The 21,825-nt window shown below is 68.6% G+C and carries 21 protein-coding genes; 12 read left to right on the top strand and 9 right to left on the bottom strand.

Annotated features, from left to right (window positions below; genetic code table 11):
• Window positions 1-18 precede the first annotated feature (18 nt).
• Together D3877_RS10625 and D3877_RS10620 are read left to right on the top strand one after the other, a co-directional pair.
• Window positions 19-657: an NYN domain-containing protein gene (locus D3877_RS10625; RefSeq protein WP_158599865.1), complete on the top strand. Its 639-nt coding sequence runs from the start codon at window positions 19-21 to the stop codon at window positions 655-657.
• Window positions 658-660: 3 nt separating this feature from the next.
• On the top strand, window positions 661-1,554 hold the full coding sequence (locus D3877_RS10620) for a hypothetical protein (protein ID WP_238474820.1): 894 nt from the start codon (window positions 661-663) through the stop codon (window positions 1,552-1,554).
• Here D3877_RS10620 and D3877_RS10615 read toward each other — a convergent pair.
• Together D3877_RS10615 and D3877_RS10610 are read right to left on the bottom strand one after the other, a co-directional pair.
• Complete coding sequence (locus tag D3877_RS10615) at window positions 1,539-1,760, bottom strand: hypothetical protein (RefSeq protein WP_119830546.1); 222 nt, start codon at window positions 1,758-1,760, stop codon at window positions 1,539-1,541. The genes D3877_RS10620 and D3877_RS10615 overlap by 16 nt on opposite strands.
• Window positions 1,761-1,901: 141 nt before the next feature.
• A complete protein-coding gene (locus D3877_RS10610) occupies window positions 1,902-2,477 on the bottom strand; it encodes a cysteine hydrolase family protein (RefSeq protein WP_119830545.1) in 576 nt (191 codons plus the stop codon).
• A 121-nt stretch (window positions 2,478-2,598) separates the two neighbouring features.
• Here D3877_RS10610 and crcB point away from each other — a divergent pair, with 121 nt between their 5' ends.
• The 4 genes from crcB to D3877_RS10590 are packed head-to-tail and all read left to right on the top strand — an operon-like array spanning window position 2,599 to window position 5,451.
• A complete protein-coding gene (gene crcB, locus D3877_RS10605; RefSeq protein ID WP_119830544.1) occupies window positions 2,599-3,000 on the top strand; it encodes a fluoride efflux transporter CrcB in 402 nt (133 codons plus the stop codon).
• Window positions 3,000-4,064 carry an RluA family pseudouridine synthase gene (locus tag D3877_RS10600; protein ID WP_119830543.1) on the top strand — a complete coding sequence of 355 codons (1,065 nt, stop codon included), beginning with the start codon at window positions 3,000-3,002 and terminating at the stop codon, window positions 4,062-4,064. Before crcB ends, D3877_RS10600 begins: the two co-directional genes overlap by 1 nt.
• A gap of 8 nt (window positions 4,065-4,072) precedes the next feature.
• A complete protein-coding gene (locus D3877_RS10595; protein WP_119830542.1) occupies window positions 4,073-4,756 on the top strand; it encodes an HAD-IA family hydrolase in 684 nt (227 codons plus the stop codon).
• On the top strand, window positions 4,753-5,451 hold the full coding sequence (locus tag D3877_RS10590) for an ATP12 family chaperone protein (RefSeq protein WP_119830541.1): 699 nt from the start codon (window positions 4,753-4,755) through the stop codon (window positions 5,449-5,451). Before D3877_RS10595 ends, D3877_RS10590 begins: the two co-directional genes overlap by 4 nt.
• 61 nt (window positions 5,452-5,512) lie before the next feature.
• On the opposite strand, the gene D3877_RS10585 is transcribed toward D3877_RS10590, so the two are convergent.
• Window positions 5,513-5,962, bottom strand: coding sequence for a PRC-barrel domain-containing protein (locus tag D3877_RS10585; RefSeq protein WP_119830540.1), 450 nt, complete (start codon window positions 5,960-5,962; stop codon window positions 5,513-5,515).
• Window positions 5,963-6,454: 492 nt separating this feature from the next.
• On the opposite strand from D3877_RS10585, the gene D3877_RS10575 reads away from it, so the two are divergent.
• Window positions 6,455-7,741 carry a sensor histidine kinase gene (locus tag D3877_RS10575; RefSeq protein ID WP_158599863.1) on the top strand — a complete coding sequence of 429 codons (1,287 nt, stop codon included), beginning with the start codon at window positions 6,455-6,457 and terminating at the stop codon, window positions 7,739-7,741.
• Window positions 7,742-7,898: 157 nt separating this feature from the next.
• Here the strand turns inward: D3877_RS10575 and arfB are convergent, their stop codons facing one another.
• Genes arfB through D3877_RS10550 form a run of 5 tightly spaced genes read right to left on the bottom strand, consistent with a single transcriptional unit; the run spans window position 7,899 to window position 11,603 of the window.
• The gene (gene arfB / locus D3877_RS10570) at window positions 7,899-8,321 is read right to left on the bottom strand and encodes an alternative ribosome rescue aminoacyl-tRNA hydrolase ArfB (RefSeq protein ID WP_119830918.1); all 423 of its coding nucleotides are present in this window, start codon (window positions 8,319-8,321) and stop codon (window positions 7,899-7,901) included.
• Complete coding sequence (rsmA, locus tag D3877_RS10565; protein ID WP_119830538.1) at window positions 8,318-9,205, bottom strand: 16S rRNA (adenine(1518)-N(6)/adenine(1519)-N(6))-dimethyltransferase RsmA; 888 nt, start codon at window positions 9,203-9,205, stop codon at window positions 8,318-8,320. Before rsmA ends, arfB begins: the two co-directional genes overlap by 4 nt.
• A gap of 49 nt (window positions 9,206-9,254) precedes the next feature.
• Window positions 9,255-9,839 (bottom strand): hypothetical protein, encoded by a 585-nt coding sequence (locus D3877_RS10560; protein ID WP_119830537.1) that lies wholly within the window; start codon window positions 9,837-9,839, stop codon window positions 9,255-9,257.
• 23 nt (window positions 9,840-9,862) lie between these two features.
• Window positions 9,863-10,705: an alpha/beta fold hydrolase gene (locus D3877_RS10555; protein ID WP_199720773.1), complete on the bottom strand. Its 843-nt coding sequence runs from the start codon at window positions 10,703-10,705 to the stop codon at window positions 9,863-9,865.
• A gap of 43 nt (window positions 10,706-10,748) precedes the next feature.
• Window positions 10,749-11,603 carry a lytic transglycosylase domain-containing protein gene (locus tag D3877_RS10550; protein WP_238474819.1) on the bottom strand — a complete coding sequence of 285 codons (855 nt, stop codon included), beginning with the start codon at window positions 11,601-11,603 and terminating at the stop codon, window positions 10,749-10,751.
• Window positions 11,604-11,819: 216 nt separating this feature from the next.
• Here D3877_RS10550 and D3877_RS10545 point away from each other — a divergent pair, with 216 nt between their 5' ends.
• The 3 genes from D3877_RS10545 to D3877_RS10535 all read left to right on the top strand — a co-directional run bounded on the left by D3877_RS10545 (window position 11,820) and on the right by D3877_RS10535 (window position 15,150).
• A complete protein-coding gene (locus D3877_RS10545) occupies window positions 11,820-13,070 on the top strand; it encodes a molybdopterin molybdotransferase MoeA (RefSeq protein ID WP_119830534.1) in 1,251 nt (416 codons plus the stop codon).
• A gap of 111 nt (window positions 13,071-13,181) precedes the next feature.
• A complete protein-coding gene (locus D3877_RS10540) occupies window positions 13,182-14,210 on the top strand; it encodes a YeiH family protein (RefSeq protein WP_119830917.1) in 1,029 nt (342 codons plus the stop codon).
• Between the two features lie 10 nt (window positions 14,211-14,220).
• The gene (locus D3877_RS10535; RefSeq protein WP_338014588.1) at window positions 14,221-15,150 is read left to right on the top strand and encodes a LysR substrate-binding domain-containing protein; all 930 of its coding nucleotides are present in this window, start codon (window positions 14,221-14,223) and stop codon (window positions 15,148-15,150) included.
• Between the two features lie 9 nt (window positions 15,151-15,159).
• Here the strand turns inward: D3877_RS10535 and phaZ7 are convergent, their stop codons facing one another.
• Window positions 15,160-16,266, bottom strand: coding sequence for an extracellular native short-chain-length polyhydroxyalkanoate depolymerase PhaZ7 (gene phaZ7, locus D3877_RS10530; protein ID WP_158599861.1), 1,107 nt, complete (start codon window positions 16,264-16,266; stop codon window positions 15,160-15,162).
• Window positions 16,267-16,353: 87 nt separating this feature from the next.
• Here phaZ7 and D3877_RS29375 point away from each other — a divergent pair, with 87 nt between their 5' ends.
• Both D3877_RS29375 and D3877_RS10525 read left to right on the top strand, forming a co-directional pair.
• Entirely contained in the window at window positions 16,354-16,563 is a 210-nt protein-coding gene (locus tag D3877_RS29375; protein WP_147395151.1) for a hypothetical protein, read from the top strand.
• A gap of 27 nt (window positions 16,564-16,590) precedes the next feature.
• On the top strand, window positions 16,591-21,825 hold the full coding sequence (locus D3877_RS10525; protein ID WP_119830531.1) for an alpha-2-macroglobulin family protein: 5,235 nt from the start codon (window positions 16,591-16,593) through the stop codon (window positions 21,823-21,825).

The following is a 21,825-nucleotide window of genomic DNA, read 5'->3' as shown; positions in this document are numbered from 1 at the left end:
TTTTTTTGCGCAGGCTCCATGCTCAAGGCCCGTTACGCCATCATGATTGATGGCGGCTTTGCCACGAAGATCCTGAATTCGCGCAAGCGGGCCGCTGGCGACGCCACCTTTACCAGCGCAGACGACATTGAATCGGAATGCGCGCGCTTGCAAAATCTGGCGTGGGTGGCGGATTACGAGCTTTTGCGGATTTACTATTACGACGCTCCCCCCTTGTCGGGGAACGTCGCCCGCCCGGTGACGGGAGCGAATTGGGCCTTGGGGGCGTCGGAGCGTCATCGCCACGCGCAAAGTCTGTACGACAAGCTGAAGCTCAAACCGAACATGGCTTTGCGGCTTGGCGAGACCTATCTCGGCGAAAACCGCTGGATCCTGAAAGGCGACGCGCGAAAATCGTTGGTCAAGAGCGGACGAACGCTTGAAGACGGTGATTTTGAGCTGAATGTGGAGCAAAAGGGCGTGGACATGCGCATCGGCATGGACATTGCCCGCTTGGCTTTGCGTGAAATGGTCCGTTGCATCATTGTTGTCACGGCGGATCGTGATTTCATACCGGCGTTCAAATTCGCCCGTCGGGAAGGCGTTCGGATCGTCCTGGATCCGTTGGGCGCCAACGCTCCGGTCGAGTTGAAAGAACATGCCGACATCGTGGTGTGAATCGTGACTCTGTTGCCTTTCGACCGCTTCGTCGCCATCGACTGGTCCGGGGCGCGGGGCAAGCGCTACGCCGGAATCGCCGTGGCGGAGTGCGGGGTGGGGGACGCCGCGCCCCGGTTGGTGGAGCCGCCCGGCGGCTGGTGGTCGCGGACGGCGGTGTTTGACTGGCTGCGCGCCGGGTTGGCGGATGGGGCGGCGCTGGTCGGGATTGATTGCGCCTTTTCGCTGCCCTTCGCGGTGGCCGGGCGGACGCTGCCCGCCGGCGCGGGCGTCTTCGATCTTTGGAACGAGATCGAAAAGATCTGCGCCGACGAACCCGATTTCGGCGGCGCGCCCTTCGCCGAACACCCGATCCATGGCGTTGGATTCTGGCGGGGCGGGCCGCAACCGGATTGGTACGACGATCCCCACCGGGCGACGGAAATCGCCTGCCGCGCCGATGGCTTGGGCAGCCCGCAAAGCCCCTACAAGCTGATCGGCGCCAAACAGGTGGGAAAGGGCGGTCTGGCCGGAATGCGGGTGCTGCGTGCCTTGCGCGCGGCGGCGCCCGACGCGGTGGCGGTCTGGCCCTTTGACGCGGTGAAGCCGGGGCAAACCGCGCTGACCGAGATTTACCCGCGCCTGTTCCTGAAACAGGCCGGATTCGGCCAGCGCAAAATCCGCGACGGGGTGGAGCTTGACGCCGCGTTGGCGCGGTTGACGTCGCGCCCCTTGGGCTTGAGCGGCGCGGTCAGCGACCACGCGGCCGACGCGCTGGCGTCAGCGGCGGGGCTGCGCTGGCTGGCGGCCCAACCCGATGTGTGGACGCCGCCCGCGCTGGATGAGCGGGCGCGACGGCTGGAGGGCTGGATTTTCGGGGTGGGGATGTCCCAATCGGACGGTTACGGCGTTCTGTAGGGTTCCAGCAGCATGCGGGTCAGGCTGTGCGGAATCGTTCCCCGGTCGGCGATCTGGTTGGCGTCGTCCGCCGAGACGCCGACATGCAGCAGGCGGTTGATGACCTGCCAACGGCTGATTTTCTTCGCCTCATACTGATCGAGCGCGTCCTTGATGAAGCCCATCTTGGTCTTCCATTCCGGCGCGCGGGTGTTTTGTCCAGCCATCGGAGACTCCCTGTTCAACGGCACGCGGCGGCGGGGCGGACGTCGTTCGAGAAACGACGCTCCATCCCAACCGTTGCGACCGTTTCACGGGGCGGGGCGGCGAAGCTGGCGCGGAAAATGATCGGTGGAGAAAATAACGACTCACCCAGCGAGCGCCGCCAGAATGTCCGCCGTGTCGGTGATCGTCGCGTATTCGCCCGACAGGTTGGCGAGCGACAGGTCGTGAACCTCCTCCGCCGTGCGCAGACGCCCCGACCAATCCCGCATGGCGAAGGTGTAGGTGGCGTCCTGCACAAGCCGGACGTCGTAGCCGAGATTGCCCGCGTTGCGGACGGTGGCCTCGACGCTGTTGTTGGTGATGACGCCGGTGACGACCAGCGTGTCGATGCCCTTGTCGCGCAGCCATGTGTCCAGGATCGTGCCGATGAAGGCGCTGTTCACCGATTTGCCGATCACGCATTCGTCGGGCAGCGGCGCGGCCTCCTCCTTGAAAGCGTGGGTGGGGCGGTCGGGGCGGTAGGCGGAATCCGGCTCGACCGAATCGTGGCGGATGTGGACCAGCGGGCGCTGGCGCCAGCGCCACGCGGTCAGCAGGGCGGCGACGTTGCGTTCGGCCTGCGGGTTGTTGCGCGGGCCGACGCGGCTCCAACGGGGATCGTCGATGGCCTTTTGCAGGTCGATGACCAGCAGGGCGGCGTTTGCGGGCAAGCTTTTCATGCCCGCCATCTTGCCCGAAGCGTCCGCCGCGTGACAAGTGGGCGCATTTCTGGCTCTAATCCGCCTCGGATCGCAATCGCCGCCATCCGTTTCCAGTTCGACGTCCTGTTTTGGAGGGGCCGTGCTCGCTTCGCCTGTCTCGCTGCTCGCGGTCGCCGTGGGCGGCGCCGCCGGATCGGTGGCGCGTTACCTGCTGATTCTGGCGGTCGGCCAGTGGATCGGCGCGCGTTTCCCCTTCGGCACGGTGATCGTCAACGTGCTGGGCTGCTTCGCCATGGGCGTGTTGTCGGAACTGGCGGCGCTGACCTGGGCGCCGTCCACCGAGATGCGGGCGCTGATTTTGGTCGGCGTGTTGGGCGGCTTCACCACCTTTTCCTCCTTCACGCTGGATCTCGGCGGGCTGGTGGGGCGGGACGAATTGGCGGCGGCGCTTGCGTATCTTCTGGCCTCGGTGGTGTTGACCATCCTGGGCTTTTTTGCCGGCCTGTGGGCCGTGCGTTCTCTTGTTTCGGTGTCTCTGTAATGACTGACTCTGCCAAGCCTGCCGCCAAACCCGACGCGAAGCCCGAGGCCAAGCCTGCGGGCGAAAGCCGGGTGGAAAACCGCACTGTGACGGGGGACGAGGCCGACATGCGCCTCGACCGTTGGTTCAAGCGCCATTTCCCCGACGTCAACCACAGCTATCTGCAAAAGCTGCTGCGCACGGGGCAGGTGCGCATCGACGGCAAGCGGGCGGAAACCTCCGACCGGCTGGCGGCGGGGCAGGTGGTGCGCGTGCCGCCCTTGGCCGATTGGGCGGCGCCGACCCGCAGCGCGGTTCCCATGGGCAAGCCGAAACCGGCGATCTCCGACAAGCAGGCCGCCGAGCTTCAGGCGCTGGTGCTCTACAAGGACGCCGACGTCATCGCGCTGAACAAGCCCGCCGGTCTGGCGGTGCAGGGCGGCACGGGAACCGCCAAGCATCTGGACGCCATGCTCGACGCGCTGCGTTTCGACGGGCATGAGCGGCCCAAGCTGGTCCACCGGCTGGACAAGGACACCTCGGGCGTTCTGCTGCTGGCCCGCACCAGCTTCGCCGCCACCAAGCTGACGGAGATGTTCCGGGGCAGCGACGTGCGCAAAACCTATTGGGCGGCGACGGTCGGCGTGCCGAAGCCCTATCAGGGCAAGATCGATCTGCCGCTGGCCAAGGAAGGCGGCCCGAACGGCGAGCGTGTCGCCGAAAACAAGGAAGAGGGCAAACGCGCCGTCACCTATTATTCGGTGCTGGAAAACGCGGGCAAGCAATCGGCCTTCGTCGCCATGTGGCCGCGCACCGGGCGCACCCACCAGCTTCGCGTTCATATGGCGGCCATCGGCACGCCGATTCTGGGCGACGGCAAATACGCAGGCCAAGGCGCCAATCTGCCGGGGGCCGAGGTGGCGAAGAAGCTGCATCTGCACGCCCGCCGCCTGATCCTGCCGCACCCGCGCGGCGGCAAAACCATCGACGTGACGGCGCCCTTGCCCGACCACATGCTGGCGACCTGGAAATATCTGGGCTACAGCGCCAACCTGCGCGACGACCCGTTCGAGGATGTGGAGTGAGCGGGGCGATGACCGGCTTGCCGCGTCTGGCTCTGTTCGATTGCGACGGCACGCTGGTGGACAGCCAGTTCGCCATCATCGACGCCATGACCAGGGCCTGGGTCGAGCATGGTTTGGGCGAACCCGACCCGGCGGAGGTCCGGCGCATCGTCGGCCTGTCGCTGGTCGAGGCGGTGGCGGCGCTGCTGCCGGAGCGTTCGGCGGCGGAGCATGTCGCCGTGGCGGAAAGCTACAAGAACGCCTTCGCCGCCAGCCGTCGCCGGGGCGAGGTCGATGAGCCGCTGTTCCCCGGCATCCTCGAATCTCTGGACGCGCTGGAGGCGGCGGGCGTGCTGCTGGGCGTGGCGACCGGCAAGTCGCGGCGCGGGCTGGACGCCGTGCTCAAGGAGCATGGGTTGACGCACCGTTTCGTCACCCTGCAAACCGCCGACGCCGGGCCGGGCAAGCCCAACCCGCACATGGTCCAGCGCGCGCTGGCCGAAACCGGCGTGGCGGAGGCCGGGGTGGTGGTGATCGGCGACACCACCTATGACATTCAAATGGCCCGCAACGCGCGGGTGGCGTCGGTTGGCGTGTCCTGGGGCTATCATCTGGTGACGGAACTGGAAGCGGCGGGGGCCAACCGCATCGTTCAGCGCGGGCGCGAGGTCGCCGGAGCGGTGCTGGGCTTGTTGGAGAAGAACGGACGATGAAGCGTTTCTACACGGCGGCGGGCGTCGCGGCGGCGCCCGCCGGTGGTTTCCAGGTCGAGCTTGACGGCCGCCCGATCCGCAGCCCGGCCAAGGCGGCGCTGGTCTTCCCGTCGGAGGCGTTGGCCCGTGGCGTGGCGGCGGAATGGGACGCGCAGGGCGACAAGGTCGATCCCCACGCCATGCCGCTGATGCAACTGTCCAGCACGGCGGTGGATCTGGTTCCGGTCAAGCGCGGCGAGATCATCGACGCGGTCGCCGCCTACGCGGAAACCGATCTGGTGTGCTATCACGCCGAACACCCGCAAACGCTGGTCGAACGGCAGGCGCGGGTATGGCAGCCCTTGTTGGATTGGGTGGCCTTGCAGCACGACGCGCCCTTGCAGGTTTGTCACGGGCTGATGCCGAAGCCGCAACCGCCGGAAGCCTTGCGCGCCCTGCGCGCGGTGGTCGAGACGCGCGATGATTGGGAACTGGTCGCCTTGCAGACCGTCACCGGGGCCTGCGGCTCGCTGGTGGTGGCGCTGGCGCTGCTGGAGGGCCGGATCAGCCCCGACGAGGCGTTCGAGGCGGCGCAGCTCGACGAAACCTATCAGATCGAGCATTGGGGCGAGGATTCGGAATCGACCAAGCGCCGGGTCAATCTGCGCGCCGACATCGCCGATTGCCGCCGCTTTGTGGATTTGCTGCGCGGTTGATTGAAACCATGACGCCCCTTTCTCCGGTTGGGGAAAGGGGCGCGTGGTCGGTTTTGAGCGGTTATTTGACGGTGGTGGTCTCGGCGGGCTTCTTGTTGCGGTTGATCGACTTCATCGCGTCGTCATACTTGAAGTCCGGCATCGTCTTGAAATCCTCGCGGATCAGGCCGGTCAGGTTCATGCGGTCCTGCGCCCGGTCCCAGACGCCCACGGCGTAGTCGATGGCGACCTTCTTCTCGCCCATGCCGAGGAAGCCGCCGGCGCCGATGACGAGCTGTTTGGCTTGCCCGTTGGAATCGAGGATGACGTCGTCGATTTCACCGATCTTGTTGTTGTCGCGGCCATAGACCGTCTTTCCGATCAGCGAGTCGGCGCTGACCGCCGGGCCGACGGCGGCGACCGACAGGTTGGGGGCCGCCGGCATGGTTGTGGTCGGCGTGGTGGATTGAGCAACCGCCGCGCCGGACAGAAGAACCAGCGTGGTGGCGGCGGCGATGAGGTTGCGGCGCATGTTGGGTGGCTCCGATGTTTTTGAAAGGGCAGTGACACCCAAACAACGGCGCCGTCGTTGATTCGGCCTTGTTTGGCCGTCCATTCTTTCGGTCGATCCTATGACTGTGTCATGCCGCCACCCCGTTGCCTTTTGGCTTGGACCAGATTTTTGGCGTTGGCCAGAGCGTTTTGCGGCGCTCCGCCTGCGACGTTTGATGATGAGCTGTTGTATGACGCTTGCCGCCTGGACAACCTCGAATTAATCATTGCGGTGAGGCGCGCAAACGGCGCGCACAACCGTCAAACCAGGAGCCGCCAACCCAGGAGCGGCCAAGCCAGGGGAGGCGGGCACCGTGTTGAGCGATGCGGCGGAGGTCCGATGCGGGCGCCATCCTGTCTGACGAACCGCGTAACTCTGCGTGGGGAGGATGCCGCCGCTTATCGCGACCGGGCGCGCCGTCGTGACCAGATCGCACTTCGCGTCGTCGCGACGCTGGTGGTTTCTGGCCATATGTCCCGTCTGCTTTTTGACATGCACCTGATTCCAGATCTTCGACCTGAAGGAATCCTGTTCCGACTGTTGGGGATCGCCTGTTTTTCAATTCTGTTCGTGGCGTCCTTCCATCGCGTCACCTATGGGTATCTGCATCTGGTGGTCGGCGTGGGGTATTTGCTGGGATCCGGGTTTATGGCCACGGCCTACGCCGTGGCTCCCTGGCAGGGACCATTGGTGAATTCGACCGTTGGCATCGCCCTTCTCTTGCTTGCTCCCTTTTCCTTCAGTCTTCGCTTTGCGGCGCTGGTTGGCGTTGTGGTCGTGACGATTTCGTTTGTCCACATGCCCTTGCTTGGTCTTGACGTTTTGAGCGCGGGAACGCGCCTGTTCAGCGGCGGAATCGTCGCCGCGATCACGCTGCTGGCGAGTTGGTTTTTCGATCAGCATTGGCGGCGGAGCTTTTTGGTCGAGCGTGATCTGGCGCGGTCACACGAGAATCTCCGACACGCGCATCAGGAGCTTGAGGAGTCTCACGCGACGCTGAAGGACACCCAGGCGCAACTGGTCACGGTGGAGCGGAGCGCGGCGCTGGGGCGGCTGGTGGCCAGTCTGGCGCATCAGATCAACGCGCCCGTCGGCATCCAGATCAGTCTGGCCAGCCATCTCGCCGACACGACGGAGAACTTTGCTCGGACGATGGCCGGGGGCGCCGTGCGCCGCGCGGATTTGGCGGAATTCGTCGAGACGGCGCGCGAGTCTGGATCCATCCTGTTGGACAACGCCCGACGGATGGCGAACCTCGTCGACGCTCTCAAACAGCTTGAGGTCGGCGCGGAGCAGGACATGGGGGTGGTGGACCTGCGCGACCTGCTGGCCCGCAACCGCCCGATCATCGAGGCGATGATGCCGCCGGGCGTCGCGCTGGTGTTGGACGCCCCCGCCGGGTTGCGGGTTCTGGGCGCGCCGAATCTGCTCGACGTCGTTCTTCAGCAGACCGTCAGCAACGCCGCGCGCCACGCCTTCCCCGACGGTCGGGCGGGCGCCGTGACGGTGCGGGCGCGCCCGGAGCCGGAGGGCCGCGTGGCGCTGACCGTCGCCGACGACGGCTGCGGCATCGCGCCCGAGCATCTGGAGCGGGTGTTCGATCCCTTTTACACCGACGGCGCCATCGGCGGCGGCGCGGGGTTGGGGCTGTCCATAGTCCACAACGCCGTGGTCGGCCCGTTGGGCGGCCAAATCGCCATCGACAGCCGCGTCGGCCTTGGCACCACGGTCACGGTTTGCCTGCCTGCGGCGGCTTAGGCGGAAAGGTTCGGCGATGGTCGCCCCCTCCCTAACCCTCCCCCGCTGTGCGGGAGAGGGAACATGGCCGCGCGTTGACAAGGCTCCTGTCCCCCTCTCCCGCTGTTAAGCGGGGGAGGGTCGGGGAGGGGGAAAGCGACGACGACCCTCCGGCCTTTCAATCCTCTCCGCCGCGCCCGCGCATTTTCTTCACCTCCGACCGGATGGCTTTTCCGTCCAGGCGGCGTTGCTTGGAACCCTTGGTCGGCTTGGTCGCGCGGCGGGGCGGCGGGGGCGGGGCGGCGGCTTCGCGGATCAGGTCGATCAGCCGTTCCTGCGCGTCCACCCGGTTGCGCATCTGCGAGCGGTGACGGTCGGCGACCAGCACCAGAACCCCGTCGAGCGTCAACCGCGACCCGGCCAGCCGGACCAGCCGCCCGCGCACGTCGTCGGGCAGGTTGGGGGAGTTGCGGACGTCAAAGCGCAACTGCACCGCCGAATCGGTCTTGTTGACATGCTGGCCCCCCGGACCCGAGGCGCGAACGAAGGATTCCTCCAACTCGTTCTCGTCGATGGAAATCCGGTGGGTGACGCGGATCAGGGGCATGGCGGGTTTGCGGCCTCTCGCGCCTGGACCGCGCGGGCCAGCGCGGCGAAACCGGCGACGTCCACCTCCTCGGCGCGCGAGGTCGGGCTGATGCCGACCTGCTCCAGCAGGGCTTCGGCGTCGCCCAGCGATTTCAAGCTCTGGCGCAGCATCTTGCGGCGCTGGCCAAAGGCGGCGGCGGTGACTTTTTCCAGGATCCGCCACTCCGCCGGTTCGGGGTTGGCGCGCGGCACCAGTTGGACGACGGTCGATTCCACCTTGGGCGGCGGGGTGAAGGCGCGCGGCGGCAGGTTGAACAGAACCCGCGCGTCGGCCCGCCATTGGGTGATGACCGACAGGCGGCCATAGGCCTTGCTGCCCGGTTTGGCGACCAGCCGGTCGGCGACCTCCTTTTGGAACATCAAGGTCAGGCTGACATAGGCCTCGATCCGCGCCAGCCAGCCCAGCAGCAGCGGGGTGGCGACGTTGTAGGGCAGGTTGGCGACGATGGCGCGCGGGGCCGGGGCCAATTGTTCGGGATCGACGGTCAGCGCGTCGGCCTCGACGATGGTCAAGCGCCCGTGGGAGGCCTCGACCACATCCTGCAACGCGTCGATGAAACGGCGGTCGCGCTCGATGGCGATGACGCGCGGGGCGTTGGTGGCGAGCAGCGCGCGGGTCAGGCCGCCGGGGCCGGGACCAACCTCAATCGCGGTGATTCCCGTCATCGACCCGGCGGATCGGGCGATGCGTCCGGTCAGGTTCAGGTCGAGCAGGAAATTTTGTCCCATCGACTTTTTGGCGTCCAGGCCAAAACGGGCGATCACCTCGCGCAGCGGCGGCAAGGCGTGCGGGTCGAACGTCGGCGCAGGGGCCGGAAGAGCGGTCGGGTCGGTCATCCCGTCTTATAAGCCCAAGGGCGCTCGCGCGTCAGCAGCCGGATTGCGTTCAGCCCTCGATCCGCAAGGCCAGACCGGCGGGCGGCGAGTCGAGTCGCCCGGTGCAGACGACGCGGCGGGAATCCTCGAACGCGGCGGCGGGGCGGGGGCCGACCGTGATTTGCAGGGCGACGCGCTCGGCCATCTGGTCGCCCAAATCCTGGGGCCGCGTGGCGGTGCGGGTCTCGTGCCCGAAGAGGCTTTCCAGATACCAGCTCGCCCCGCCCGATCCTTGCGGCGCGCCATGGACGAGCGCGCCGACCACCCGCGCGAACAGCTCGACGCAGACCGCGTCCGTCCGGTTGGCCGCCGGTTCGACGAAGCTGGCGTAGCCGACGATCTTGCGGTCCTGCGGGCGGTAGAACACGCCGCTGCGCCCCAGCGTGGAGCGTCCCGCCGCCGCCGCGTCCGCCGCCGCAAAATCCAGATCGTTGCGCAGCCGGGCGATTCCCCAATCCAGCAGGGTCATCGGCTCCCCGGCCAGCCAATCCAGCGCGTCGCGCTTCGGCCCGTCCTGCGCCAATGCGGGCAGGGCGGCGGGCGGGGCGGCGGCCAAACCGCCCAGCAGGGCGCCGATCAATGTCGCGCGCCGCATTGCCCCGCCTCCCATCGCCCGGCCTACGCGTCCAACAGGAAGGAGCGGACGACGGCGATTTGCTCCTCGCTCATCAAAGCGGGGGCGTGGCCGGTGTGGGGGATCTCGATGATCCGGGCGCCGGGGCCGCGCCGGGTCATCTCCTCGGCGGTCTCCGCCGTCAACAGATCGGATTCGGCGCCGCGCAGCACCAGAACCGGGCAGGTCACGCGGTCCCACAAGGCCCAGAGATCGACGTCCTGCATCGGCTGCGCCTTGAAGGCGTCGGCGATGCCGGGATCATAGGCGAGGCCCAGCAGGCCGTCGGGCCGCTGGCGGGCGCTGTGCTCGGCCAGATGGCGCCATTGCCCATCGGTCAAACGGCCAAAGCCCATCAGGGTGAAGCGCAGATAGGCTTCGACGGCGGCGACGTCCTCGAACACCGGGTCCTTGCCGACGTAATCGGCGATGCGCTGCAACCCGACCTTGGAAATCAGCGGGCCGACGTCGTTGATGACCAGACGACGGATCGGGTTGTTGGGTTGGGCGGCCAGCGTCATGCCGATCAAGCCGCCCATCGAGGTGCCGACCCAATCGACCTGATCCACCCCCATCCGGGCGATCAACGCCGCCATGTCGGCGCAATATTGCGGGTAGCCGTAGAGCGCCGGAACTGGCAGCCAAGCGCTTTTGCCGCGCCCGACCACGTCGGGGCAGGCGACCCGGCGGCGGTCGGCCAGCGCCAAGGCCAGCGGATCGAAATCACGCCCGTTGCGGGTCAGGCCATGGACGCACAGGACGGCGGGCGCGTCGTCGCGGCCCCATTGGGTGTAGGCGACCCGGTGAAACCCGGCGGCGCTGAGGCCGAGAAAGCTGCGTTCGGACATCGGCACGGGGCGGGAACTCCCAACAGGGGGGAACGGAAACGGCTCAGCCCTTTTTCGATGATTTCCCGGTGCGTGGCAACTCCGCAGCCTCTCCGGACAGGGCCGGAGACGGATCGACCACGCGCTGGTCGAACGGGTGATGGGTCGCCCCGTAAATCCGGCGGATGATGCGCACGTAATTCTGGGTTTCCTCATAGGGCGGGATGCCCTTGTAACGGTCCACCGCGCCCTCTCCGGCGTTGTAACCGGCCAGCGCCAGCGTCACGTCGCCCTGAAAATAGGCCAGCAGCCAGCGCAGATAGCGCACGCCGCCGGTGATGTTCTGGGCGGGGTCGAAGACGTCGGACACGCCGAAACGGTCGGCGGTGCCGGGGATCAACTGCATCAGACCGGCGGCGTCCTTGGGCGACACGGCGTCGGTGCGGAAGGCGCTTTCCGCCTGGATCACCGCCAGGACCAGGGCCGGATCGACGCCGTGGCGAGGGGCGATGGCTTCGACCAACCGGACGATTTCCGCCGGGGGCGGGGCGACGTTGCGCACCGGCGCGCCGCCGGGGCGGCACCAGGGGCGGATGCGGCCCATGCCGCCGGGAACGTAATTGACCATGCGGCGGGCTTCGCTGTGCCCGCGCGAGGCGGCGGCGCGCAGCCATGCCGTGCCAAGCCGCCGGTCGCGGCCAACCCCGATGCCGAACAGATAGCGACGAGCCAGACGATAGGCGGCGTTGGGGTCGCCCTGTTCGGCGGCCTCGCAATCCGACACGCGCTTGGCCGCCATGGGCGTGATTGGCGCGGCCAATTGGGCGACGTTGGGCGCCGGTTTCTCCGCCGCGAAAACAGCGGGCGCGGTCAGGGCGATGAACGCCGCCAAAACCACCGACACGACACGACCAACCACAGACTGCCCTCCAAAACCAACGCCCGACATTATGCTGTTTGGAGGAGTATGGGGAGACAATCCAGACTCGGCAAGGTTGGGGGCGTCCATTCCGCCGATTCGCCCCAGACACGCGAGTCTGAGGGCTTGACCTTGGACAAGGGGCCGGTGTCGGCTGTGCGTTAAAGAGGCTGGACCCGCAACCCGCCGCGCTTGCCCGGCATAAGGACGATTCTGATGGACGACTGCACCGCTCACGGCCCCACCGCCTTGTCGTTGGACGCGGCGCTGGCCCGCATCGACCAGGGCTATGGCCCGGTGACGGGGACGGAGGCGGCGCCCCTGCGCGCCGCGCTGGGCCGCGTGCTGGCGGAGGAGGTGACGGCCCCGGTCAACGTTCCCCCCGCCGCCGTGTCGGCGATGGACGGCTGGGGCTTCGCGGCGGGCGAGGGCATGGGCGAGGGCGAGCGGCGCTTGAGCGTGGCCGGGCGGGTTCCCGCCGGATCGTCCTTCGCGGGCGTCGTCGCGCCGGGGCAAGCGGTGCGCATCTTCACCGGCGCGCCGATTCCCGCCGGCGTCGATCGCGTCGCCATGCAGGAAGATTGCCGGGCCGAGGCGGACGGCGTGGCGGTCTGGGTTCCCGCCCGGCTGAAGCCCGGCGCCAACATCCGCCCGCTGGGGGAGGACATGACCGCCGGGTCGGTGGTTCTGCGTCCGGGCCAGCGAATGCGCGCGCAGGAAATCGGCTTGGCCGCCGCCGTCGGGCGCTCCACCGTCACCGTGCGCACGCGTTTGCGCGTCGCGCTGTTCTCCACCGGCGACGAGCTGCGGGAGCCGGGAACGCCCAAGCCCGACCACGCCATCTACGACGCCAACCGTTACACGTTGGCCGCCCAGCTCGACGCGCTGGGGGTCGAGGTGATCGACCTTGGCATCCTGCCCGACCGTCCCGACGCCACCCGCGCCGCGCTGGCCGAGGCGGCGGAGCGGGCCGATCTGCTGGTGACGAGCGGCGGCGTGTCGGTGGGGGAGGAGGACCATGTCAAAGCGGCGGTCAGCGCGCTTGGCTCCATCGATCTGTGGACCTTGGCGATCAAGCCCGGCAAGCCGCTGGCGCTGGGCCGGGTCGGGACCACGCCCTTCCTTGGCCTGCCCGGCAACCCGGTGTCGGCGATGGTGACGTTCTTGCTGGTTGGGCGTCCGTTGGTGTTGCGGCTGTCGGGGGCGTCGAGCGCGGCGACCCCGCGCAGTCTGGTGGTGGCCGGTTTCTCCTTCACCAAAAAGCCGGGGCGGCGCGAGTTCCTGCGCGCCCGGTTGGAGCGCGCGCCCGATAGCCGTCCGCTGGCGATCAAATTCCCCAGCAACAGCTCAGGCGTTTTGACCTCGATGGTCGAGGCCGACGGGCTGGTCGACATGCCCGCCGAGGCGGTGGCGATCAAGCCCGGCGATCTGGTCGATTTCCTGCCCTTCACCGGGCTGTTCGCCTGACGGAGCCAAGAGCGTGATTGATCTGAAATTCTGATCGAAACGGTAATTTCAATCAATTGGACGGATTGACGATTTCCCGCCAGTTTCCTTGTGAAATTGGAGGCCGTCATCATGATCCGCATCGCCCTGTTCCGCGCCGTTCCCACCTTTCTTGCTCGTGTCACGCCCGGCGTCGCCCTGTCGGCGGGGTTGGCCGTCGCGGCCTTCGCGCTGGCCCAGGCGTTGGGCTGGCGGGCGCTCAGCCCGCTGGTGCTGGCGGTGCTGCTGGGGATGACGGCGCGCCGCTTGCTGGGTCCAGGCGGGCGGGAGGCGGCGCGCGCCGGGGTGGCCTTCACCGTCCGCCCGCTGTTGCGCGTCGCCGTCGTGCTGTTGGGCGCGCAGGTGACGGTTGGACGGATCGGCGCGTTGGGCGGGGCGGGGCTGGCGGTGGTCGCCGCGTCGTTGCTCGCCAGCCTGTGGTTCACCGGGTGGCTGGGCCGGGCGCTGGGGGTGGAGCCGCGTCTCGCCCGGCTGATCGGGGCGGGAACCTCGATCTGCGGCGCGTCCGCCGTGTTGGCGGTCAACAGCGTGACCGGCGCGGAGGAGGAGGACGTCGCCTACGCCATCGCCTGCGTCACCCTGTGCGGCACCCTGTCGATGCTGGTCTATCCGCTGCTGGCCGAGGCGCTGGCGCTGAACCCGCATGTTTTCGGCCTGTGGGCGGGCGCGTCGATCCACGAGGTTGGCCAAGCGGTCGCCACCGCCTTTCAGGATGGGCGGGAGGCGGGGGAGACCGGGACCATCGCCAAGCTGTGGCGGGTGGCGTTGCTGGCCCCGGTGGTGGTCGGCATGGGCGCGACGCTGGCCCGGAGCGTGGGGAGCGGCCCGGCGGCGGGGCCGCGCCCAGCGCCGCTGCCTTGGTTTGTCGCGGGCTTTTTGATCCTGATCGCGGCGAACAGCGTCGGTCTGGTGCCGGAGACGGCGCGCGGCTGGGCCGGGCAGGCCGCGCCCTTTCTGCTGGCGATGGCGCTGGGGGCGATGGGGCTGGACGCCGACCCGGCCAAGCTGTGGGCGCGCGGGCCGCGCCCGCTGCTGTTGGGGGTGGGGGCGACTCTGTTCCTTGCGTCTTTCAGCCTGCTGGGCATTGTGTGGCTGGCGTGAGGCCAACCCCGTGGAGCGTTCGCCGCCGATGACCCTGGAGCAATTGCGGATCTTCGTGACGGTCGCCGATCTTCTGCACTTCACCCGCGCGGCGGAAAGCCTGCGCCTGTCGCAACCCGCCGTCAGCGCCGCCATCGCCGCGCTGGAGGCCGAGCATGGCTTGCGGCTGTTCGACCGCATTGGCCGCCGGGTGGAGCTGACCGCCGCCGGGGATCTGCTGCGGACCGAGGCGCGGGCCATTCTGCGCAAGGTCGAGGACGCCGGGTCGATGCTGGCCGAGCTGACCGGGCTGACGCGCGGCGCGCTGCGCTTGGCGGCGAGCCAGACGGTGGGGCATCACTGGCTGCCGCCGCGTCTGGCCCGCTTCGCCGCCGCCTTTCCCGGCATCCGCGTCGATCTGTCCATCGGCAACACGCAGGACGTCGCCGACGCCGTGCGCGATGGCCGCGCCGAGTTGGGCCTCGCCGAGGGCGCGGTCAGCGACCCGGCCTTGATGACCGAGACGATTCCCGGCGACCGGCTGTTGCTGCTGGCTGGGCGGGATCATCCCTGGGCGACCGAGGGAGCGGCGATGCGGGGCGCGGCGTCGCCCGCTGATCTGGCGGCGGCGCGCTGGATTCTGCGCGAACCCGGTTCCGGCACCCGCGCTTTGTTTGAGCGGGCGATCCGCGCCGTTGGGCTGGACCCGGCGACCTTGACCGTCGCCCTGACCTTGCCCGACGGCGCGCTGATCCGCCACGCTCTGCTTGCCGGTTTGGGGGTGAGCGTGCTGTCCGATCTGGTGGTGGACGACGCGCTGCGCGACGGTCGCGTGGTGGCGCTGGACGGGCTGGATCTGCCCGAACGTGCCTTTCATCTGCTGCGCCACCGCGACCGTCACCGCAGCGCCGCCGAACGGGCCTTTATCCGGCTGGCGCTGGAGGACGACGGCGCGGCGTAAGTTTCAGTCTCAGTAAGAGACCTTCGGGCCGAAGCTGTAGGCCGACGCGCAGGACAGCCCGGCGCAGGTGGTCGTCAGCATCCGGTGGATGATGGTCGCGCTGTTGTTGCGCGCCTTGAAATGGCCGACGCCGTTGGTGTCGCCGCCGTTGGCGTTGGTCCACAAATTGTCGCTGAGATTCATGTCGATGGCCGCCGCCGTCGATCCGGCGCCGATGTTGATTTGGGCCACGACGTTCGACCGAGCGGTGAAGGTGGGACCGGCGGCGCAGCTGCTCCACCCGGCGGCGGTCGAGCAATGGATCTGGTCCTGCTGGCCCGCGCCGATGGTGTAGAACTGCACCGTCGCGCCGACGGCGGGCAGGTTGCGCAGGCCCGACGACCCGGCGCCGGTCCAGCGGTTGTTGCCATAGCCATAGACGCCGCTGTCGGGGTAGAAGCCGAAAACACTGCTGTTGAACAGGTTTTCCGACCCGCAGGTGGTGGCGTAGGCGTTGGCGTAGCCGGTGTAGAGGCAGGAGTTCAAACCGCGCACCCCGCCCGCGATGTTGACGAAGCGGCGCACGCTTGACCAGTTGCCGTAGGTCTTCAAGGTCGCCAGCGCCATCGAGGTTCCCAGCGAATGGGCGACGACGTCCACCTGCGTCTTGCCGGTGTAGAGCTTCACCTTGTCGATGAAGGTCTTGATGATCGCGTATTTGGCCGAGGAGTGGTAATTCAGCGCGGGCGTCCCGCGCTCGCTGGAATCCAGATAGGTGACGCCGAACAGCTCGCAGTCGTTGTAGCCCTGGGCCTTGAAGTAATCATACACCGACTGGCCCGGCGCGGCGTAGCCGCTGGGCGCCGTGTTGGCCGGGCTGGCCCAACCGATGGCGCTGTCGCCGTTGCCATGGACGAACACGATGGGCGTGCGCGTCGCCGTGCAGCTTCCCCCGCCGAACCCGCCCGAGCCGACGCCCGGCGCGAAGCCCCCGGCGAATTGCGTCTGCGATCCCTGGCAGTACGGGTAGGCGAAGCCTCCGCAGCTCAACGCCTTGGCCTCTTGCCCGCTGCCAATGGCGATCCAGGACGCGGCGGCGCAGAACGCCCCGACGATGACGCTTCGCAACAATCCCATGGTGTCCTCGCGCGTGGTGGTTCTTGTCGTTGCGCCTTGCGGCGGCGTTTCCATCATCCGCAAGGCGGATTGTAGGCAGCAAAAACCATGCCGCATGGGTTGTTCTTGCAACCCACGGTGCAACCCATTGAACCGACGTGGTTTGACCGGATGGGACGGCCCGTGACGGCGGCGCGCCTGTCCGCCGCCGCCGACAGTCGGCTGTCGGGGGTGACGGACAGTCCGTCTTGCGGAAATCCGGTCATCCGCCCGCCGCCGCTGTCGTCAAGCGATTGTTGTCAGGCGTATAAGGGCTGATCGGCAAATTCGGGCAGGGGCGGTGCGATGAGGCGGTTGCTGACTTTGGCGTGGGTCGTGATGGCGATGGCCCTCTCGACCGCCGTTCCCTCCCTTGCCTCCGAACGGCAGCCCTACGCGGTGCCGAACTGGGTCGACACCACGCTTTATGTCGGTGGCCTGACGGCCAAGGCTCCGCCGCAGCCCGCCCCGCAGGTCAGCGAGGCGGCGCTGAAGCAGGCGCGCGCCGCCATGGCCCGCAAGGACGGCGCCGCCGCCGTGCCGAAATACGAGCAGGCGATCATCAACGGCGCGGCCAGCCCGTCGGTCTGGCTGGAGTTGAGCGCCGCCTGGATGGCGCTGCCGACCCCCAACAAGGACCGCGCGCTGCAAAGCGCCGTTCAGGCCGGGATCGGCGAGCCGAAGGACGATGAGCGGGTCGGGGTTCTGCTGCGCGTCGCCGCGCTGATGGACGAGTCGTTCGGCAAGCCGGACGAGGCGGCCAAGGCGCTGGGGGCCATCCGCGCCATGGCGGACAAGCTGGAGCCGGGCGTTCTCGACGCGCTGGCCCCGAAGCTGGAGGAGCGCTGGATCGCCCTGCGCCGCAAGGCCGGGCTGACGCTGCGCGACGTCACCGTCAATTCGGACGACGCGGCGGCGCGGGTCTGCTTCCAATTCTCCGACCGGCTCAGCACGCGCAAGGGCGTGCGCTTTGACGATTATCTGCGGGTGGAGCCGCCGACCAAGCTGTCAGTGGACGCGCGCGACAACACGCTCTGCCTGCGCGGCGTCGCCCATGGCGCCAGCTACGCCGTCACCCTGCGCCAGGGCCTGCCCGGCGAGGATGGGGTGGAGCAGAAGGCCGAGGAGACCCAGCGCGTCCGCGTGCCGGATCGCTCGCCGATGGTCGCCTTCAAGGGATCGGCCTTCATCCTGCCGCGCAGCGGGCCGGACGGCATCCCCATCGTCTCGGTCAACACGGACAAGCTGGCGGTGTCGGTCTACCGCGTCACCGACCGGGCGCTGGTTCCCGGCATGGCCGACGGGCGGCTGTTCAACCCGCTGACCAGCAATTCCGCCGAAACTCTGGCCGACCGCAACGGCGAGCTGGTGTGGTCCGGCTCGTTGGAGGTGAAGGGCGAGCGCAACCGTCAGACCCAATCGGCCTTGCCCTTCCGGCAGGCCGTGGGCGAGCAGCCCAAACCCGGCCTCTACGCCGTCACCGCCCAACCCACCGACGTGGAGCCGAGCGACCCCTGGAACGATCTGGCGACGCAATGGGTGCTGGTGTCCGACATCGGCTTGACCAGCTATCGCGGCGCCGATGGGCTGACCGTTTTCGCCCGCTCCTACGGCACGGCCAAGCCGCTGGCCGGGGTCGAGGTGGCGTTGGTCGCCCGCAACAACGCCGAACTGGCCCGCGCGACGACGGACGAGTTGGGCCGGGCGCGCTTCGCGCCGGGGCTGCTGAAGACCGGCGGCAACACGCCGGACATGGCGATGGCCTATCTCGGCGCCGATTTCGCCATGCAGGATCTGACCGGGGCGGCCTTCGACCTCAGCGACCGTGGGGTCGGCGGGCGCGCCGCGCCGGGTCCGATGGACGCCTTCGTCTACGCCGACCGTGGCGTGTACCGGCAGGGCGAGACGGTCAATCTGTCGATCCTGCTGCGCGACGACAAGACCGAGGCGGTGGAGAATTTCCCGCTGACCGTCAAGATTTTGCGCCCCAGCGGCACTGAGTATTTCTCCGGCCCGCTGACCGGGCAGGCGGCGGGCGGCTTCTTCCTGCCGCTGACCCTGTCGCGCACGGCGCCGCTGGGCGGTTGGCAGGTGCTGGTCTATGGCGACCCAAAGGGCGAGCCGGTCGGGCGCGGCGCCTTCCAGGTGGAGGATTTCGTCCCGGTCAAGCTGGCGCTCGATTTGACCGCCAGCGCGCCGGTCCTCACGCCGGGCCAACCGTTCGAGGTGGTCGCCAACGGGCGTTTCCTCTACGGCCCGCCCGCCGCCGGTCTGTCCGGCACGGCGGAGGTGGCGATCCAGCCCGACCCGACGCCGTACCCGGCCTATAAGGATTACCGCTTCGGACGGACGCAGGAGACGGTGGAGTCCAAGCTCGACACGCTGGAGTTTCCGGTGACGGACGGGCTAGGGCAATCGCGCGTCGCCGTGGCGCTGCCCTCGCTGCCCGACACCACCCGCCCGCTGCGCGCGGAGATCCGCGTCGCCTTGTCGGAGCCGGGCGGGCGCCCGGTCCACAAGGCGGTGACGGTTCCCATCCGCGCCAAGGCGCACGCCATCGGCCTGCGCCCGCGCTTTTCCGATGGCCGGATCGGCGAGGGGCAGGAGGCGAGCTTCGATCTGGTCGCGCTGGCCCCCGACGGCTCCGCCATCGCCAAGCCCAATCTGAGCTGGGAGTTGGTGGAGGAGCGGGTCAGCTACCAATGGTATCGGCAAAATGGCCGTTACAGCTACAACGCGGTGACGCGCAACGTGCCGCTGTCGTCGGGGACCATCGCGGCGACGGCGGACAAGCCGGTGACTCTGGCGCTGGGACGGCGGGAGTTCGGGCGTTACCGGATCGAGGTGACGGACAAGGCGGCGGGCGTCGCCACCTCCTACCGCTTCGCCGCCGGTTGGCAGAACGAGGATGACAGCGGCAACACGCCGGACAAGCTGGAGATCGCCACCGACAAGCCCGCCTACAGCCCTGGCGACACCGCGCGCGTCCGCATCACCCCGCCCTTCGCGGGAGAGGTGTTGTTGACCGTGGCGACCGACCGGCTGTTCGAGGTCCGCAACATCAGCGTTCCCGCCGACGGGGCGACGGTGGAGGTTCCGGTCAACGCCGCCTGGGGGCCGGGCGCCTATGTGACCGCCACGGTCTTCCGTCCGCCGGTGACGGGCAAGGAGCGCCAGCCGGTGCGCGCCGTCGGCGTCGCCTGGGTCGGGATTGATCCGGCGGTGCGCACGCTCGACGTGGCGCTGGACGCCCCGGCGACGATCCGCCCGCGCAGCCGTCTGGAGGTCGGGGTCAGCGTCAAGCCGACGCGGCCCGGCGAGGGCGCGGCGGAGGATGTCTACGTCACGCTCGCCGCTGTGGATGAGGGGATCCTGCGGCTGACCGATTTCGTCAGCCCGCAGCCCGCCAAGCATTTCTACGGCAAGCGCACGCTGGGTTTGGACATTCGCGACGATTACGGCCATCTGATCGACGCGCTGGACGGGCCGTTCGGCGCGCTGCGCCAGGGCGGCGATTCCAGCGGCGTCGGGCTGCCGGTGGTGCCCTTCACCGTGGTGTCGCTGTTCCAGGGGCCGGTGAAGGTCGGGCCGGACGGAACCGCCCGCATCGCCTTCGACGTGCCGGACTTCAACGGCGAGTTGCGCCTGATGGCGGTGGCCTACAGCCGCAGCCGGATCGGGTCGGCGGCGGGGCCGGTGACGGTGCGCGATCCGCTGGTGGCCGACGCCGTGACGCCGCGCTTCCTCGCCCCCGGCGACGACAGCCGGGTGACGCTGTCGCTGCACAATGTCGAGGCCGCCGCCGGAACCTACGCCGTCACCGTGACGGGCCGCGACGCCGTGTCGGTCGACGGCGGCGCGCTGTCGGTCGCGCTGGCGAAGGGGGAACGCAAGACGCTGATCCTGCCCCTGAAGGGGGTGGGGGCGGGAATCGGTCATGTGTCGTTGGCGGTGGCCGGGCCGGACAATCTGGCGGTGACGCACGACTACGCCATCACCGTCCGCCCGGCGCGCGCGGTGGAGACGCAACTCGTCACCCGGCAGGTTCCCCCCGGCGACACCATGCGCTTCAGCGCGGCTGATTTGGCCGCCTATGTGCCGGGAACGGCGGGTTGGTCGGTCAGCTTCAGCAACGCGCCGCCCTTCGACGTCGGCGGCATTTTGCGCGCGCTCGACCGCTATCCGTTCGGCTGCCTGGAGCAGACGGTCAGCCGCGCCCTGCCGCTGCTGGCGGTGCGCGACGTCGAGCTGGCCTTGGGGGCCGACCGCAAGCCCGACGACGGGTTGGACGGCCGCGTGCAACAGGCGGTGTCGCGCACGCTCGACAAGCAGCGCTTCGACGGCGCGTTTGGCCTGTGGAGCGCCCAGAGCGAGGCCGACGAATGGCTGACCGCCTACGCGACGGAGTTCCTGATTCGCGCCAAGCAAAAGGGCAACGCGGTTCCCGACAAGCCGCTGAACGACGCGCTTGGCTGGCTGCGCAAGCGGGCCATCGCGTCGGCCAGCGAACCGGCGGAACTGGCGGTGCGCGCCTACGCCCTGCACGCGCTGGCGTTGGGTGGGGTGTCGCTGCCCGGACCGGCGCGCTACCTGCACGACACCGCCATCGACAAGCTGCCGACGCCGCTGGCCAAGGGGCAGTTGGGGGCGGCGTTGGCCCGCATGGGCGACGGCGAACGGGCGGCGAGCGCCTTTGATTCCGCCGTCGATCATCTGGCCCGCGCCGAATGGAACGTCGATTACGGCTCCACCATCCGCGACGCGGCGGCGCTGATCGTGCTGGCGTCGGAGGTCGGCATGACCGGCAAGCGGCTGCCCGCCTTGCTTGACCGGCTGCCCGCGTCCGACCTCGCCGTCAACCGCACCAACACGCAGGAAAAGGCCTGGGCGGTGCTGGCCGCCGAGGCGCTGGCGCGCGGCGCGCCGTCCAGCGTCAGCGTGACCTTGCCCAACGGCGAGAAGCGCGCGGGCGCGCGGGTCGATCTGCGGCCCACCCTGGCGCAACTGACCGCCGGGCTGCCGGTGGTCAACAGTGGAAGCGCGCCGCTGTGGCAAGCGGTGTCGCTGTCGGGCGTTCCGACCGTCGCCCAACCGGCGGCGCGCGAGGGGCTGCGCGTGAAGCGCAACTTCTTCACCCGCAAGGGCGAGCCGCTGAATCTCGACACGATTCGCCAGAACGACGTCTTCGTCGTCGTGCTGGAGGGGGAGGCCAACACCAAGCTGTTTCACCAACTGGCGATCACCCACCCGCTGCCCGCCGGTTGGGAGATTGAAAACGCCAAGCTGGGGGCGGGCGGAACGGATGACTTGCCGTGGTTGGACAAGCTGACCTTTCCCGACAGCGTGGAGGCCCGCGACGACCGTTTCGTCGCCGCGCTCGATCTGACGGAAGAGGCGGCGTCCTTCAAGCTGGCCTTCATCGTCCGCGCCGTGACGCCGGGCGTCTATGAGCTGCCCGGCGCGTCGGTGGAGGACATGTACAAGCCGCGCTTCTTCGCCCGCCAAGCCGTCGGGCGGATCACCGTGCATCCGGCGGAGTGA

Origin of the sequence: Azospirillum cavernae, from assembly GCF_003590795.1 — a bacterium.
Taxonomy (GTDB): domain Bacteria; phylum Pseudomonadota; class Alphaproteobacteria; order Azospirillales; family Azospirillaceae; genus Azospirillum; species Azospirillum cavernae.
This window is presented reverse-complemented; position numbering and strand designations above follow the sequence as displayed.